The 13,803-nt window shown below is 63.8% G+C and carries 11 protein-coding genes and 7 tRNA genes; 17 read left to right on the forward strand and 1 reads right to left on the reverse strand.

The window, feature by feature from the left end:
• The first annotated feature begins 52 nt into the window (after positions 1-52).
• The 13 genes from J7I44_RS16060 (at position 53) to J7I44_RS16120 (ending at position 10,130) form a co-directional block, all read left to right on the forward strand.
• A tRNA-Pro gene (locus tag J7I44_RS16060) sits at positions 53-129 on the forward strand.
• Positions 130-151: 22 nt separating this feature from the next.
• Positions 152-228: transfer RNA gene (locus tag J7I44_RS16065), tRNA-Arg, on the forward strand.
• 16 nt (positions 229-244) lie between these two features.
• Positions 245-321, forward strand: a tRNA-His gene (locus tag J7I44_RS16070).
• A 14-nt stretch (positions 322-335) separates the two neighbouring features.
• Positions 336-411: transfer RNA gene (locus tag J7I44_RS16075), tRNA-Lys, on the forward strand.
• A gap of 592 nt (positions 412-1,003) precedes the next feature.
• A tRNA-Leu gene (locus tag J7I44_RS16080) sits at positions 1,004-1,089 on the forward strand.
• A gap of 67 nt (positions 1,090-1,156) precedes the next feature.
• Positions 1,157-2,449: a trigger factor gene (gene tig / locus J7I44_RS16085; RefSeq protein ID WP_209623091.1), complete on the forward strand. Its 1,293-nt coding sequence runs from the start codon at positions 1,157-1,159 to the stop codon at positions 2,447-2,449.
• A gap of 66 nt (positions 2,450-2,515) precedes the next feature.
• Positions 2,516-3,145, forward strand: coding sequence for an ATP-dependent Clp endopeptidase proteolytic subunit ClpP (gene clpP, locus J7I44_RS16090; RefSeq protein ID WP_245188233.1), 630 nt, complete (start codon positions 2,516-2,518; stop codon positions 3,143-3,145).
• 119 nt (positions 3,146-3,264) lie between these two features.
• On the forward strand, positions 3,265-4,560 hold the full coding sequence (gene clpX, locus J7I44_RS16095; protein ID WP_209623092.1) for an ATP-dependent Clp protease ATP-binding subunit ClpX: 1,296 nt from the start codon (positions 3,265-3,267) through the stop codon (positions 4,558-4,560).
• Positions 4,561-4,855: 295 nt separating this feature from the next.
• Complete coding sequence (gene lon, locus J7I44_RS16100; RefSeq protein WP_209623095.1) at positions 4,856-7,360, forward strand: endopeptidase La; 2,505 nt, start codon at positions 4,856-4,858, stop codon at positions 7,358-7,360.
• A 329-nt stretch (positions 7,361-7,689) separates the two neighbouring features.
• Entirely contained in the window at positions 7,690-7,962 is a 273-nt protein-coding gene (locus tag J7I44_RS16105) for an HU family DNA-binding protein (RefSeq protein ID WP_209623098.1), read from the forward strand.
• A gap of 21 nt (positions 7,963-7,983) precedes the next feature.
• Positions 7,984-8,058 (forward strand) — tRNA-Val (locus tag J7I44_RS16110).
• A 7-nt stretch (positions 8,059-8,065) separates the two neighbouring features.
• Positions 8,066-8,142: transfer RNA gene (locus J7I44_RS16115), tRNA-Asp, on the forward strand.
• A gap of 80 nt (positions 8,143-8,222) precedes the next feature.
• Positions 8,223-10,130 carry a SurA N-terminal domain-containing protein gene (locus J7I44_RS16120; protein ID WP_209623100.1) on the forward strand — a complete coding sequence of 636 codons (1,908 nt, stop codon included), beginning with the start codon at positions 8,223-8,225 and terminating at the stop codon, positions 10,128-10,130.
• A 316-nt stretch (positions 10,131-10,446) separates the two neighbouring features.
• Here J7I44_RS16120 and J7I44_RS16125 read toward each other — a convergent pair whose 3' ends face one another.
• Positions 10,447-11,229, reverse strand: coding sequence for an enoyl-ACP reductase FabI (locus J7I44_RS16125; protein ID WP_209623102.1), 783 nt, complete (start codon positions 11,227-11,229; stop codon positions 10,447-10,449).
• Positions 11,230-11,389: 160 nt separating this feature from the next.
• On the opposite strand from J7I44_RS16125, the gene J7I44_RS16130 reads away from it, so the two are divergent.
• The 4 genes from J7I44_RS16130 to J7I44_RS16145 all read left to right on the forward strand — a co-directional run bounded on the left by J7I44_RS16130 (position 11,390) and on the right by J7I44_RS16145 (position 13,790).
• Positions 11,390-12,136: a hypothetical protein gene (locus J7I44_RS16130; protein WP_209623104.1), complete on the forward strand. Its 747-nt coding sequence runs from the start codon at positions 11,390-11,392 to the stop codon at positions 12,134-12,136.
• Positions 12,137-12,322: 186 nt separating this feature from the next.
• Positions 12,323-12,511 (forward strand): hypothetical protein, encoded by a 189-nt coding sequence (locus J7I44_RS16135; RefSeq protein ID WP_209623106.1) that lies wholly within the window; start codon positions 12,323-12,325, stop codon positions 12,509-12,511.
• The gene (locus tag J7I44_RS16140; protein ID WP_209623108.1) at positions 12,489-12,833 is read left to right on the forward strand and encodes a carboxymuconolactone decarboxylase family protein; all 345 of its coding nucleotides are present in this window, start codon (positions 12,489-12,491) and stop codon (positions 12,831-12,833) included. Before J7I44_RS16135 ends, J7I44_RS16140 begins: the two co-directional genes overlap by 23 nt.
• A gap of 6 nt (positions 12,834-12,839) precedes the next feature.
• Positions 12,840-13,790 (forward strand): PLP-dependent cysteine synthase family protein, encoded by a 951-nt coding sequence (locus J7I44_RS16145; protein ID WP_209623110.1) that lies wholly within the window; start codon positions 12,840-12,842, stop codon positions 13,788-13,790.
• Positions 13,791-13,803 lie beyond the last annotated feature (13 nt).

A 13,803-nucleotide genomic window follows, 5' to 3' on the forward strand; every position in this document is an offset into this window, starting at 1 on the left:
CCCGTAGCATTCGAGAGCTTCGGAACGCGAAACGCGTCCTACAGGTTTGCTACGGGGTATAGCTCAGTCTGGTAGAGCGCCAGCTTTGGGAGCTGGATGTCGGGGGTTCGAATCCCTCTGCCCCGACCAGCAGGCGTTATGCTTCGGACATGCGCCTGTAGCTCAACCGGATAGAGCATCGGCCTTCTAAGCCGACGGTTGCAGGTTCGATTCCTGTCGGGCGCGCCAGATTCATTGTTTTATGGTGGGCGTAGCTCAGCTGGTTAGAGTCCCGGATTGTGATTCCGGATGTCGTGGGTTCGAATCCCATCGCTCACCCCAATTTGTAGTTTCAAGGGCCGTTAGCTCAGCTGGTAGAGCAGTTGACTCTTAATCAATTGGTCGTAGGTTCGAATCCTACACGGCCCACCAAAAAAGCCAGGCGCTCGGGAAACCGGGCGCCTGTTTTTTTTTCTTCACCAAATCGCGGGGAAGAAATCGCGGGGAGGCTCCCTGACGCGGCCATGGGCGACGCGGTGCCGTGTGGGTGGTGTTCGCTTTTTGCAGGAGCGCCCTTGGGCGCGCCTCGGGCGTCCCATGTGGCATCGCGGTTGGCCCCTAGGGCGCTCTGCAAAAGCACCGGTCCCGGATGCACGCATGGCCGCATGGCGTAAGGTCCCGGGTGGCGGCGGATCCAAGTGATTGCGTTCCCGAGGGAGTCATGTGCCTTTGCGCTCCCGCTCGCTATCCCTTGGGGAGAGGTAAGGCGGGCTCGCCGGAAGCAACCTGGCGAGCTGCTTCGATGGATATTTCGCAGGCCTTGCCCCGCGCCCGGCCTTCTGTCCAGAGGATAGAGGGAGCGATAGGCAGGGGCATGGCAGCCCAACCCGCACCCTGCTTGTGCTGTCCGGCCGCGCAACCGTAAAATGCCCCGCTTTGGCGTAAGGGAATCATCGACTTAGCGGGGCGGGGCGCTTGGCCGAATTCCGTTTGGAATCCGCCGCTTTCCCTCTGCGGGCGCGATGCGAAAGTGGCGGAACTGGTAGACGCACCAGATTTAGGTTCTGGCGGGTAACCCCCGTGAGGGTTCGAATCCCTCCTTTCGCACCATTCCCTTATCAGTTTCTGCAAGGCCGGCCCGCACGCCGGTCCATCACGAGAGTTACCAGGAGTCGTCATGCAGTTTTCGGTTGAGAACGTCGGCAAGCTCGAGCGCAAGCTCACGGTGCGGTTCCCGGCGGACCAGTTGGAGTCGCAGGTCAGCGCGCGCATCGCCGAGATGGGGCGCACGGTGCGCCTGAAGGGCTTCCGCCCTGGCAAGGTGCCGGCGACCGTGATCCAGCAGCGCTTCGGCTCGCAGGTGCGCGGTGAAGTGTTGTCCGATCTGATCGGCAGTACCCTGCGCGAGGCCTTCGAGAAGGAGAACCTTCGTCCGGTCGCCAACCCCTCGATCGATACCACCGGCCGGCCGGAAAACGGCGAGATCGCCTATACCGCCACCTTCGAAGTGATGCCGGAGTTTCCGGAGATCGATATCGCCGCGTTGGAGGTCAACCGCCCGGTCGCCGAAGTGACTGACGCGGACATCGAAAAGATGATCGAGACCCTGCGCCTGCAGCGTCGCAGCTTCGACCCGGTTGAGCGCGCTTCGGCCGAGGGCGACTTCGTGATGTTCGAGTACGCGGCCACCACCGGTGACTACCGCTTCCCGGCCGAGGGCCTGGAGCGCGCCGGTAGCGTGCTGGGTTCGGGCACGCTGTTCAAGGCGCTGGACGAAGCGCTGAGCGGCCGCAAGGCGGACGATGAGTTCGAGACCGAAATCGCCTTCCCGGAAGATTTCGGTAACCCGCAGTTGGCCGGCAAGACCGCCCAGGTCAGTTTCAAGATCATCAAGGTGCAGGCGCCGCAGTTGCCGGAAGTGAACGAGGAGTTCGCCAAGCTGTTCGGTATCGCCGACGGTAATCTGGAGACCTTCCGCAAGGAGGTCCGCGCCAACCTCGAGCGAGAGCTCAAGGCCACCCTCATGGGCCGCCTCAAGGCCGAGGTCGCCGAAAAGCTGGCCGACGCCCACGGTGAACTCGAGGTGCCGAACATGATGGTGCAATCCGAGGCGCGCAACCTGGCCGCCGGCAGCGTGCCGCGTGGACAGCAGCCGCCGCCGCAGCTGATCGAGGCGGCCATGCCGATGGCCCGCAAGCGTGTGATTGCCGGTCTTCTGATGGGCGAGATCGCCCGCAAGCAGGAACTGAAGATCGACCGCAAGCGTGTCGCCGAGCAGCTCGCTGCCATCGCCTCGACCTATGAAGAGCCGGAGAAGGTCGTTGAACTCTACAATGCCGACCCCCAATTGATGTCTGGGCTGCAGAACCGCGTGATGGAAGACCAGGTGGCCGAATGGGTGGCCGAGCACGCCAAGACCACTGAAAAGCACCTGGGCTTCGACGAAGTGATGCGCCCGGCCGGCGCCTGAGCGACACTGCCAGGCACCATCATCAGGCCCGCCTGAAGGCGGGCCTCATCCGGAGAACAAGCACGCATGGCCATGGCCCCGATCCAGAACCTCAACCTGGTGCCGATCGTCGTCGAGCAGACCGCTCGCGGCGAGCGTTCCTATGACATCTACTCGCGCCTGCTCAAGGAGCGGGTGATCTTCCTGGTCGGCGAGGTCAACGACCAGGTCGCCAACGTGCTGATCGCCCAGATGCTGTTCCTGGAATCGGAGAACCCGGACAAGGACATCCATCTGTACATCAACAGCCCGGGCGGCGCGGTCACCGCGGGTCTTGCGATTTACGACACCATGCAGTTCATCAAGCCTGACGTCAGCACCATGTGCATCGGCCAGGCTTGCAGCGCCGGCTCGCTGCTGCTGATGGCGGGCGCCAAGGGCAAGCGTTTCTCGCTACCCAACTCGCGCATCATGATCCACCAGCCCTCCGGCGGCGCCCAGGGCCAGGCGACCGACATCGAGATCCAGGCGCGCGAAATCCTCTACATCCGCCAGCGCCTGAACCAGCTCTATGTCGACCACACCGGCCAGCCGCTGGAGAAGATCGAGCGCGACATGGAACGCGACCGGTTCATGAATCCGATCGAGGCTCGGGACTACGGCCTGATCGACCAGGTTCTCGACCGCCGCGGGGTCGAAACCGTCAAGTCGGCCTGACTTCAGCCAACCTGATTCCGGCCGATCCAGATCGCAGGAAGCATGCTCCGCGCAGGCACAAGCAGGCGCGGAGCCCTGTGCTATTCTGACGACGCAACCGAAACACAGCAGGACCTGATATGAGCGACGAGCGGCAGGGCCGTTCCAACGACAGCGGCAAGATCCTCTACTGCTCCTTCTGCGGCAAGAGCCAGCATGAAGTGCGCAAGCTGATCGCGGGTCCATCCGTGTTCATCTGCGACGAGTGCGTAGAGCTTTGCAATGACATCATCCGCGAGGAGCTGGAGGAGAAGGCCGCCTCCGGGCGCAGTCATCTGCCCAAGCCCCGCGAGATCATGGAAACCCTCGACCAGTACGTGGTCGGCCAGACCCGCGCCAAGAAGGCGCTGGCGGTGGCCGTGTACAACCACTACAAGCGCATGGAATCGCGCCAGAAGAGCGACGAGGTCGAACTCGGCAAGTCCAACATTCTCCTGATCGGTCCGACCGGCTCGGGCAAGACGCTGTTGGCCGAGACGCTGGCCCGACTGCTCAATGTGCCGTTCACCATCGCCGACGCCACCACGCTGACCGAAGCGGGCTACGTGGGCGAGGATGTCGAAAACATCATCCAGAAGCTGCTGCAGAAGTGCGACTACGACGTCGACAAGGCGCAGTCGGGCATCGTCTATATCGACGAGATCGACAAGATCTCGCGCAAGAGCGAAAACCCCTCGATCACGCGTGACGTGTCGGGCGAAGGCGTGCAGCAGGCGCTGCTCAAGCTGATCGAAGGCACGCTGGCCTCGGTACCGCCCCAGGGCGGGCGCAAGCATCCGCAGCAGGAATTCCTGCAGGTGGACACGAAGAATATTCTGTTCATCTGCGGCGGCGCGTTCGCTGGTCTGGAGAAGTTGATCCAGCAGCGTTCGGAGACCACCGGCATCGGTTTCTCCGCCGAGGTCCGCTCCAAGGAGCGCACCGAGAATCTGGGTAAAGTGCTGGCCGAGGTCGAGCCGTCGGACCTGGTCAAGTTCGGTCTGATTCCCGAGTTCGTCGGCCGCCTGCCGGTCGTGGCGACTCTGGATGAGCTCGACGAGCCGGCGCTGGTGAAGATCCTCACCGAGCCAAAGAATGCCGTCACCAAGCAGTTCCGTCGACTGTTCGAGATGGAAGGGGTGGAACTCGAGTTCCGCCCGGAAGCCCTGCAGGCGATCGCCAAGAAGGCGCTCAAGCGCAAGACCGGCGCACGCGGCCTGCGCACCATCCTCGAGCAGGTGTTGCTGGACACCATGTACGAGCTGCCTTCGCTGGAGCACGTCAGCAAGGTGGTGGTCGACGACGCGGTAATCGAGGGTCAGGCCGAGCCCTACCTGATCTACCGCGGCAACCTGCAACAGCAACGCGTGGCGGGTGAGGGTGGCGACGCCGCCTGACCGACGTGTAGCGTCAAAAAACAGCGGCCCCGGCCATTGCCGGGGCCGTTTGTTTTTTGGCGGGCAGGCACGCAGGCGCCTGCTCAGCCTTGGCCATGCAAGTGGCATTGCGTCATGGTTCTCACCCAGCCCGGCGCAGGCTGCGTAGCCTTGGCCTGGAATCTGCAAGTCTCCGTTTCAGCCGCTCTGAACGGTCGCGTTGACTTGACGGCGGCGCAGGTCGACTCCACTTGACCTGCTGGAGACCTCGGCGCAGTGTCGGGGTAAACCTTACAAATCCTCGGGGACTTTTTCGATGGCAAAACACGCCTCCGTTACCGCTACCGGCGCCACGCTCGACGCACTCCCGGTGCTGCCGTTGCGCGACGTGGTGGTCTACCCCCACATGGTCATTCCGCTTTTCGTCGGACGCGACAAATCGATGCGCGCGCTCGAGCAAGCGATGGAAGGCGAGCGGCAGATCCTGCTGGTGGCGCAGAAGAGCCCCGATATCGATGATCCGGCCTCCGGCGACCTGCACGAAGTCGGTACCCTGGCTGGCGTGCTGCAGTTGCTGAAGCTGCCCGATGGCACCGTCAAGGTGCTGGTCGAGGGACAGTCGCGCGTGTCCATCGAGGAATACCGCAACGAAAGCGGCATGTTGATGGCGCGCTCGCGCGTGATCGAGCCCGTCTACAGCGCCAAGGAGCGGGAGCTTGACGTCATCTCTCGCACCCTGGTGTCGCTGTTCGAGCAGCTGGTCAAGCAGAGCCGCAAGCTGCCGCCCGAAGTGCTCGCCACGCTTTCCGGCATCGACGATCCCTCGCGCCTGGCCGATTCGATCGCCGCGCACCTGACCGTTCGCATGGCCGAAAAGCAGAAGGTGCTGGAAACCGCTGACGTCGGCCAGCGCCTGGAACTGTTGATCGGTCTGGTCGATGGCGAGATGGATCTGCAACAGGTGGAAAAGCGCATCCGCGGACGCGTCAAGTCGCAAATGGAGAAGAGTCAGCGCGAGTACTACCTCAACGAACAGATGAAGGCGATCCAGAAGGAACTGGGCGAAGGCGAGGAGGGCGTCAACGAGATCGAGGAACTGCAGCGCAAGATCGAGGACGCCGGCATGCCCAAGCCGGTGCTGGCCAAGGCCAAGCAGGAATTCTCCAAGCTCAAGCAGATGTCCCCGATGTCGGCCGAGGCGACGGTGGTGCGCAACTACCTCGACTGGCTGATCGGCGTGCCCTGGAAAAAGAAGACCAAGGTGCGCAAAGACCTCGCGGTTGCCCAGGAAGTGCTCGATGCCGATCACTTCGGTCTGGAAAAGGTCAAGGACCGCATCCTCGAATACCTCGCCGTGCAGCAGCGTGTGAACACGATGAAGGGCCCGATCCTGTGCCTGGTCGGTCCGCCCGGCGTCGGCAAGACCTCGCTCGGCCAGTCGATCGCCAAGGCGACCAACCGCAAGTTCGTCCGCATGAGTCTGGGCGGCGTGCGCGACGAGGCGGAAATCCGCGGTCATCGGCGTACCTACATCGGTTCGATGCCCGGCCGCATCGTGCAGAACCTCAACAAGGTCGGTACGCGCAATCCGCTGTTCGTGCTCGACGAGATCGACAAGATGTCGATGGACTTCCGTGGCGATCCGTCCTCGGCGTTGCTCGAGGTGCTCGATCCGGAGCAGAACAATGCATTCAACGACCACTATCTCGAAGTCGACCTGGATCTCTCCGAGGTGATGTGGATCGCGACCGCCAACTCGCTCAATATTCCTGGCCCGCTGCTGGACCGCATGGAAGTCATCCGGGTGCCGGGCTACACCGAGGATGAAAAGCTGGCGATCGCGCAGCGCTACCTGCTGCCCAAGCAGCTGAAGGCCAATGGCCTCAAGCTGGAAGAGCTCAGCATCGAGTCGGAGGCCGTGCGCGACATCGTGCGCTATTACACGCGCGAGTCGGGCGTGCGCAACCTTGAGCGCGAGATCGCCAAAATTTGCCGCAAGGTGGTCAAGGAACTCGCCCTCGGCCAGGTCAAGCAGGCCAAGGCCAAGGCGGCGGCAAAGCCGGCGGGCAAAGCCCGCAAAAAGCCGGCCGCAACGCAGGTGGTCGTTACGCCGGAGAATATCGAGCACTACCTTGGCGTGCGCCGTTTCGATTTCGGCCGTGCCGAACAGGAAAACGAGGTGGGCCTGGTTACTGGCCTGGCCTGGACCTCGGTCGGCGGTGATCTGCTGAGCATCGAAGCTTCGGTGGTGCCCGGCAAGGGCCGGATGGTCCACACCGGGCAACTGGGTGACGTCATGAAGGAATCGATCCAGGCGGCCACGTCGGTGGTGCGGGCGCGTGTGGACCAGCTGGGCATCGACCCGGATTTCTATCAGAACCTCGATGTACACATCCACGTGCCCGAAGGCGCCACGCCCAAGGACGGCCCAAGCGCGGGCATTGCCATGTGCACGGCGCTAGTCTCGGTGTTGACCAAGGTGCCGGTGCGTTCGGAAGTGGCGATGACGGGCGAGATCACGCTGCGCGGTCGCGTACTTCCGATCGGTGGTCTGAAGGAAAAGCTGCTTGCCGCGCATCGTGGCGGCATCACCACGGTGATCATCCCCGAGGAAAACAAGAAGGACCTGGCCGACATTCCGGCCAACGTCACCTCCTCGCTGGACATCCACGCGGTGCGCTGGATCGACGAGGTGCTCGACATCGCATTGGAACATCCGCTGCGTCCGGCCAAGCCGGCAGTCGAAAGTGCCGGTGAGGAACATGCACCGGTCGAGCCGGCGTCCGAGGAAACGGCTGAGAATCGTACTCGCGCGCACTGATCTTGAAGGTTTTTTCCCCAAGGCCGTCCGATCCCGGGCGGCCTTTTTTTTGCCTTCACAAGGCACCCCTCGCAGACCCTCGCGCGGTAGCCGTTCCGGCTGCCGTTTGCAAGTGGTCGGGATCGGTGTCAAACCTCCGGAACCGTTGGTATTGCTTGTATTGCGGACCGCCGCGGGGCACTGGTATAAAGACGGCACCGCAGTCAAAGCGCCGTGCATTTGGCGTAGCGATGCGGGGTAGCGGGGGATGCCGGTCATGCATTTCATGGCGGCGTTTTCTCGTCCCAGACCGATCACGCGGGCAGCAAACCGTTTAAGGGAGTGTCTCAATGAATAAAACCGATCTGATCAATGCCGTCGCCGAAAAGGCCGAGCTGACCAAGGCCGACGCCGGCCGTGCCCTCGAAGCGTTCTTCGAGACGGTGCAGAAGGCGCTGAAGAAGGGCGACGACGTCTCGGTCGTGGGCTTCGGCACGTTCACCGTGCGCAAGCGCGCCGCTCGTACCGGTCGCAACCCGCGCACCAACGAGACGATCAAGATCAAGGCTTCCAAGGTGCCGGCGTTCAAGGCTGGCAAGACGCTCAAGGATGCCCTAAACTGAGCGGCTAGTTCGCTCGGTTTCGGGTGCTTAGCTCAGCGGTAGAGCGTCGCCCTTACAAGGCGAGGGTCGTAGGTTCGATCCCTACAGCACCCACCAGAATCGCGGAGTGGTAGTTCAGTCGGTTAGAATGCTGGCCTGTCACGCCGGAGGTCGCGGGTTCGAGTCCCGTCCACTCCGCCAGTAATTCCAAGGGCGCCCAAGTGGCGCCCTTGTCGTTTATGCTTTGCGGCTGGCAAAGCTTTCGAATCGCGGGAATCCATATGCTGCAGTCGTTGAGAGACAAGATGCACGGCTGGCCGTCCATCGTCGTGCTGGGCGTGGCGGTGTTCGCCATGTCCTTCTTCGGCATCGAGGGCTATTTCACCGCCCGGACCGAGACCTTCGTGGCCAAGGTCGGCAAGCAGGAGATCAGCCAGCAGGATTTCCAGAACCGCATGAACCAGCTTCGTCAGCAGGCGAGTGCGCAGATGGGCGACCAGTTCGACCCGAGCGTGTACGAGCAGCCGGAGACGAAGGAGCGCGTGCTTAACGCCATGGTCGACCAGCAGTTGCTGCTCAAGGCCAATGACGAACTGGGGCTGCGCGTTTCCAACGCCGCGGTGCGCGATGCCATCGCCGCGATTCCCTCCTTTCAGGTGAACGGTCAATTCGACGCGGCCACCTACAAGGCCGTGCTTGCGGCCCAACGCAAGACACCGGCGATGTTCGAGGACGAGGTGCGCTCGTCGATGGCGATCAGCCTGGTGCCCGACGCGATCACGGCCAGCACCATCATCACCGAGGACGAGATCGACCGCTTTCTCAAGCTGCGCCTGCAGCGCCGTGACGTGCGTTACGCCATGCTGCCGCGCCCGGCGTTGACCGACAGCAAAGTTACCGACGCGCAGATCGAGGCCTACTACAAGCAGCACCAGGCCGAGTTCATGGCACCCGAACAGGTTGCCATCCGCTACGTCGAGGTCAACGCGGCTGGCCTGAAGGCCGACAACCCTCCCACCGAGGACGACCTGCGCAAGCGCTACGAGGACGAGAAGCAGCGCTTCGTGCAGCCGGAGCAGCGTCTGGTTTCGCATATCCTGGTCGATGTGCCGAAGAACGCCACGCCTGAGCAGCAGAAGGCTGCGCTGGCCAAGGCCCAGAAGATCTCGGCCGAGGCGACGCCGGAAAACTTCGCCAAGCTGGCCGAGAAGGATTCGTCGGACCTGGGCTCGCGGCGCCAGGGCGGCGACCTGGGCTGGCTGGAGCAGGGCGTGACCAACAAGGCCTTCGACGATGCGCTGTTCGCGCTGAAGAAGGGTCAGATCTCCAAGCCGGTGCTGTCGGACGAGGGCTATCACGTGATCTGGCTGCGCGATGTCCGCAGCGGCCAGGCCAAGCCATTCGAGGAAGTGCGAAGCCAGCTCGAGCAGGAAGCGGTCGCCGCCGAGCGTGAGCGCAAGTACAACGAGGTGGCCGGCAAGCTGGCCGACAAGACCTACCAGAACCCGACCTCGCTCGAGCCGGCGGCGCAGGCATTGGGCCTGCCGGTCAAGAGCACGGGCCTGTTCACCCGCGCGGGCGACAAGAACGGCATCGCGGCCGATCCGAAGGTCGCCAAGGCGGCGTTCTCCGATGACGTGCTCGTGCAGGGCAACAATTCCAACCTGATCGACCTGGGCAACGACCACTCGGTCGTGATCCACGTCGACAAGCACGTTCCCGCCGCGGTGAAGCCGCTGGCGGAGGTGCGTGACGCCATCGAGAAGGACATCCTCGACGAGCGCATCGCCGCGGCGGCCAAGCAGCGTGCCGATGGCCTGCTGGCGCGCCTGCAGAAGGGCGAGGCGATGGACGTCGTGGCCGCGTCGGTCGGTGCGGCCGTCGAGAGCGTGCCGGAAGCGTTGCGCGTGCAGCAGGGCCTTCCCGAACAATTGCGTGACGAGGCTTTCCTGTTGCCGCACCCCAGGGAAGGCAAGCCGCAGTTCGCCGCGGTGGCCCTGCCCGAGGGCGCCTACGCGCTGCTGGCGGTGGACAAGGTCCAGGACGGCGACCTCTCCAAGGTGACGCCCGATCAGCGCAAGATGCTGCGCCAGAGCATGTTGGCTGCCTACGGGAACGTGGCCACCGAAGGCTTCATCGAACAGCTGAAGGCGAAGACCGAGATCAAGATCGCCAAGGAGCGGATGTAGGCTCGCGGTTGAAGACGTGGCAAAAAGGCGACCTACGGGTCGCCTTTTTGTTGTTGCCGCTCCTGCGTCTGGAGATCAGGTGCCGGCGGAGGCGCTGCTGAAGGGCTCTTCATGCAAACCGCTGCGCTTTCGCGCGACATGGAGGAAGGCCCGCTGAGTAGCCTTTCTTCGCAGGGTGGGCTTCAGCCCGGCACCATGCATCCGCAGGGTGGACTAAAGCCCACCCTGCAAAGCCTTTCATCGAGTTTTCCGGGCGCGGCGGCGAGACAAAAAAAGCGGCCACGAGGGCCGCTTTCTCACTTGCGATGAGCTGACCTCAAATGCCGGTCATGCCAAGGATGTTGTAGCCGGCGTCCACGTAGGTGATCTCGCCGGTCACGCCAGAGGCCAGGTCCGAGCACAGGAACGCGCCCACGTTGCCGACCTCGTCGATCGTCACGCTGCGGCGTAGCGGGGCGTTCTCGTCCACGTGGTCTAGCATCTTGCGGAAATTGGAGATACCGGCGGCGGCCAGGGTCTTGATCGGACCGGCCGAGATCGCGTTGACGCGGGTGCCTTCCGGACCGAGGTTGAAGGCCAGGTAGCGCACGTTCGCTTCCAGGCTTGCCTTGGCCAGGCCCATCACGTTGTAGTTGTTGAGCGCGCGCTCGGCACCCAGGTAGGTCAGCGTGAGGATGGCGCCGCCACGGCCGGCCATCATCGGACGCGCGGCCTTGGCCAGTGCAGCGAGGCTGTAGCTGGAGATGTCGTGCGCGATGGTGAAGCTCTCGCGCGTGAGGTTGTCCAGATACTGACCCTGCAACGCCTCGCGCGGCGCGAAGCCGACCGAGTGGACCAGGATGTCGAAGCCGTCCCAGTGCTTGCCCAGTTCCGCAAACATTTGGTCGATCTGGCCGTCCTGGGCCACGTCGCAAGGCAACACGATATTGGAGCCGAACGCGTTGGCCGCCTCGTCGACGCGGTCCTTCAGTCGCTCGTTCTGATAGGTGAAGGCCAGTTGTGCGCCCTCGCGATGCATCGCGTTGGCAATGCCCCAGGCGATCGAGCGCTGGCTGGCGATGCCGACGATCAGGGCACGCTTGCCGTGCAGGAATCCCATGCGTCCTCCAGGAAGTTGATGGCGCGCCGGGTGGCGCAGCCGGGTGATTTTAGCAGTGCGGCGGCTCCGTGGCTTGTTGTCCATACACAAGCTGACCGGGCGCGACCATTACCGGGACACCGCTACATGGCGTAGACCAGGCGCGAGGTAGGTTGGCTCCATGCGCCTACCGTCCAGCACGCCCGTCAGCGAAACGCATGAGCGCGTCGCCATGAGGCCCTGGCTTGCCATCGCAATGGTCGTCGCCGCGCCGTTGGTGCTGGCGATCGTCGAAATCTTCCACCCCCATCCCCAGGATCTCTTCGACCTGGATGTGGATCGGTGGATGTTCGTGCACTACGCACAGATTCCGCTGTTTCCGCTTTCGGCGCTGTCCATTGCGATGCTGGTGCGCGACCGGACGGACTGGGCCGCGTGGCTGTGCAAGGCGGGCATGTTCGTGTTCGCCGTAGCCTTTACCACCTTCGACACCGCTGCCGGGCTGGTGATCGGCCTGCTGGTGAAGGGCGCGTTGGCCTCCGGCGATCCGGAATCCTGGCGCGACATGATCGATGCCTTGTGGTTCGACCCCGTGCTAGGCGGCAAGGGGTTCACGGATGCACCGCTGATGGGCCTGATCGGACGCCTGTCGTTGTCCTTCGGCGCGGTGGCGGGCTCGATCTCGCTCAAGCGGGCGGGGCACGGTTGGCTGCCCGTGCTGTTGCTGGCCGTCGCCAGTTTCGGCATCAACGTTTTCAAGTCCCATTCCTGGCCCGGCGGTCCGTTGACCTTCGGAGGCATGGCGCTGGCGGCCGGCTGGATCCGCTGGGAAAGCTCTCGCCGCACGGCGCGCGCGATCGTGCCGATCCAGGCCGACAGCTCCGCCGACGGGGTCGTCGAAGCGAGGACCCGCGTCGGCATGCGCTGAGCGCCAGCCGCCTGCCTCTGCCCTCGCGTCTGAAGACTCACGCACGGTTGCCGCGCCCGGCGCACGCTGACCTGCATCAATGCAAACCTCGCTTGTGGCGCGCATGGTGGAACTGCCCGGGTACCGCCGCTCCGGGCCGCCGCGATCGCCGTGTGGCGCGCCGCCACGCTTCGTCAGGAGGCACTCATGAACAAGCCTGTGTTGCGCCCATTGCCGCCCGATACCGCAGGTATGCGCCAACTCACCGAGCGAAGGATCGACGACGAACTGGCACAAAGCTTCCCCGCCAGCGATCCGCCCAGTTGGACCCTTGGCGCAAGTGAGCTGGGCGAATCCAATGAGGTAGATCCGCATGACGCACCCCCTTTACCCTGAATCCACCGCCGAGCTCGCACGCAAGCGCCGGGAGCTGGCCCCAGAACCCTTGCAGGCCTTCAAGACGTTCAGCGCAGCGGTCTTCGCCGAAGGCGCGTTGGCGGCGCAGACCAAGCAGCTGATCGCGGTGGCCGTGGCGCACGTCACCCAGTGCCCGTACTGCATCAAGGGTCACACGGCCGAGGCGCTGAAGCAGGGCGCCAGCGAGCAGCAGATCATGGAGGCGATCTGGGTGGCCGCCGAGATGCGCGCCGGCGGCGCCTATGCGCATGCCGCGCTGGCGCTGGACGTCATGCACCATCATGCCCATCCGGAGGGCTGAGCCGCCATGGACATCCGATACCGTGGCGTTTCCGGAAACATCCTCGACGCGGTCGGCGATACGCCGCTGATCGAAATCGAGGGCATCTACGCGAAGCTCGAATTCCTCAATCCTTCCGGCTCGATCAAGGCGCGCATCGCCAAATACATGATCGAGCGGGCGGAAGAAGAAGGCCTGCTCAAGCCGGGCGACACCATCGTGGAGGCGACGAGCGGCAACACCGGCAACGCACTGTCGATGGTCGCCGCGGTCAAGGGCTACCGGATGCTGGTGGTGATGCCCGAGGGACTGTCCAGCGAGCGCGTCGCGATCTCCCGGGCCTACGGCGCCGACGTGCTGTTCTGCGGCAACTTCCACGTCGACCAGGCGCTGGAGCGCGCACGGGAACTGGGACGCCAGCCCGGGTTCTTTTTTCCCGGCCAGTTCGAGTCGGAATGGAACGTGGAGGAGAACCGCCTCATCCTCGGTCCGGAAATCCTTGCCCAATTGCCTCCCGGTCGGCTGCCCGACGCGCTGGTGCTTGGCGTGGGCACCGGCGGCACACTGGTCGGCGTCGGCCAGGCGTTCCGCGAGGCCAACCCGGGCGTGCGCCTGTTCGCCATGGAGCCCAGCGAGTCGCGCACCATCCTGTGCGGCGAGATCGCCTCGCATACCATCGAGGGCATCTCCGACGGGTTCATCCCGGGCATCTTCCAGCGCAATGCTGCGCTGGTAAACGACGTGCTCAGCGTCTCCAGCGAGGATGCCGTGGAAGCCATGCGCCACCTTGCCCGCCACCATGGCCTGCTTTGCGGCCCCAGCTCGGGCGCCCATCTGCTGGCGGCCAAGCGCGTGCGTGAGCGCTTTCCGGAGTTGAAGACGGTGGTGACGGCATTCTGTGACGAGGGCGAAAAGTACCTGCATGACTACTTCATGCCGGGACAGGAAGCAGCAGCCACGCCGCCGCAGTTCGGCTGAGCCGATGGTGGCC

Source organism: Frateuria flava (assembly GCF_017837635.1).
Lineage (GTDB): Bacteria > Pseudomonadota > Gammaproteobacteria > Xanthomonadales > Rhodanobacteraceae > Frateuria_A > Frateuria_A flava.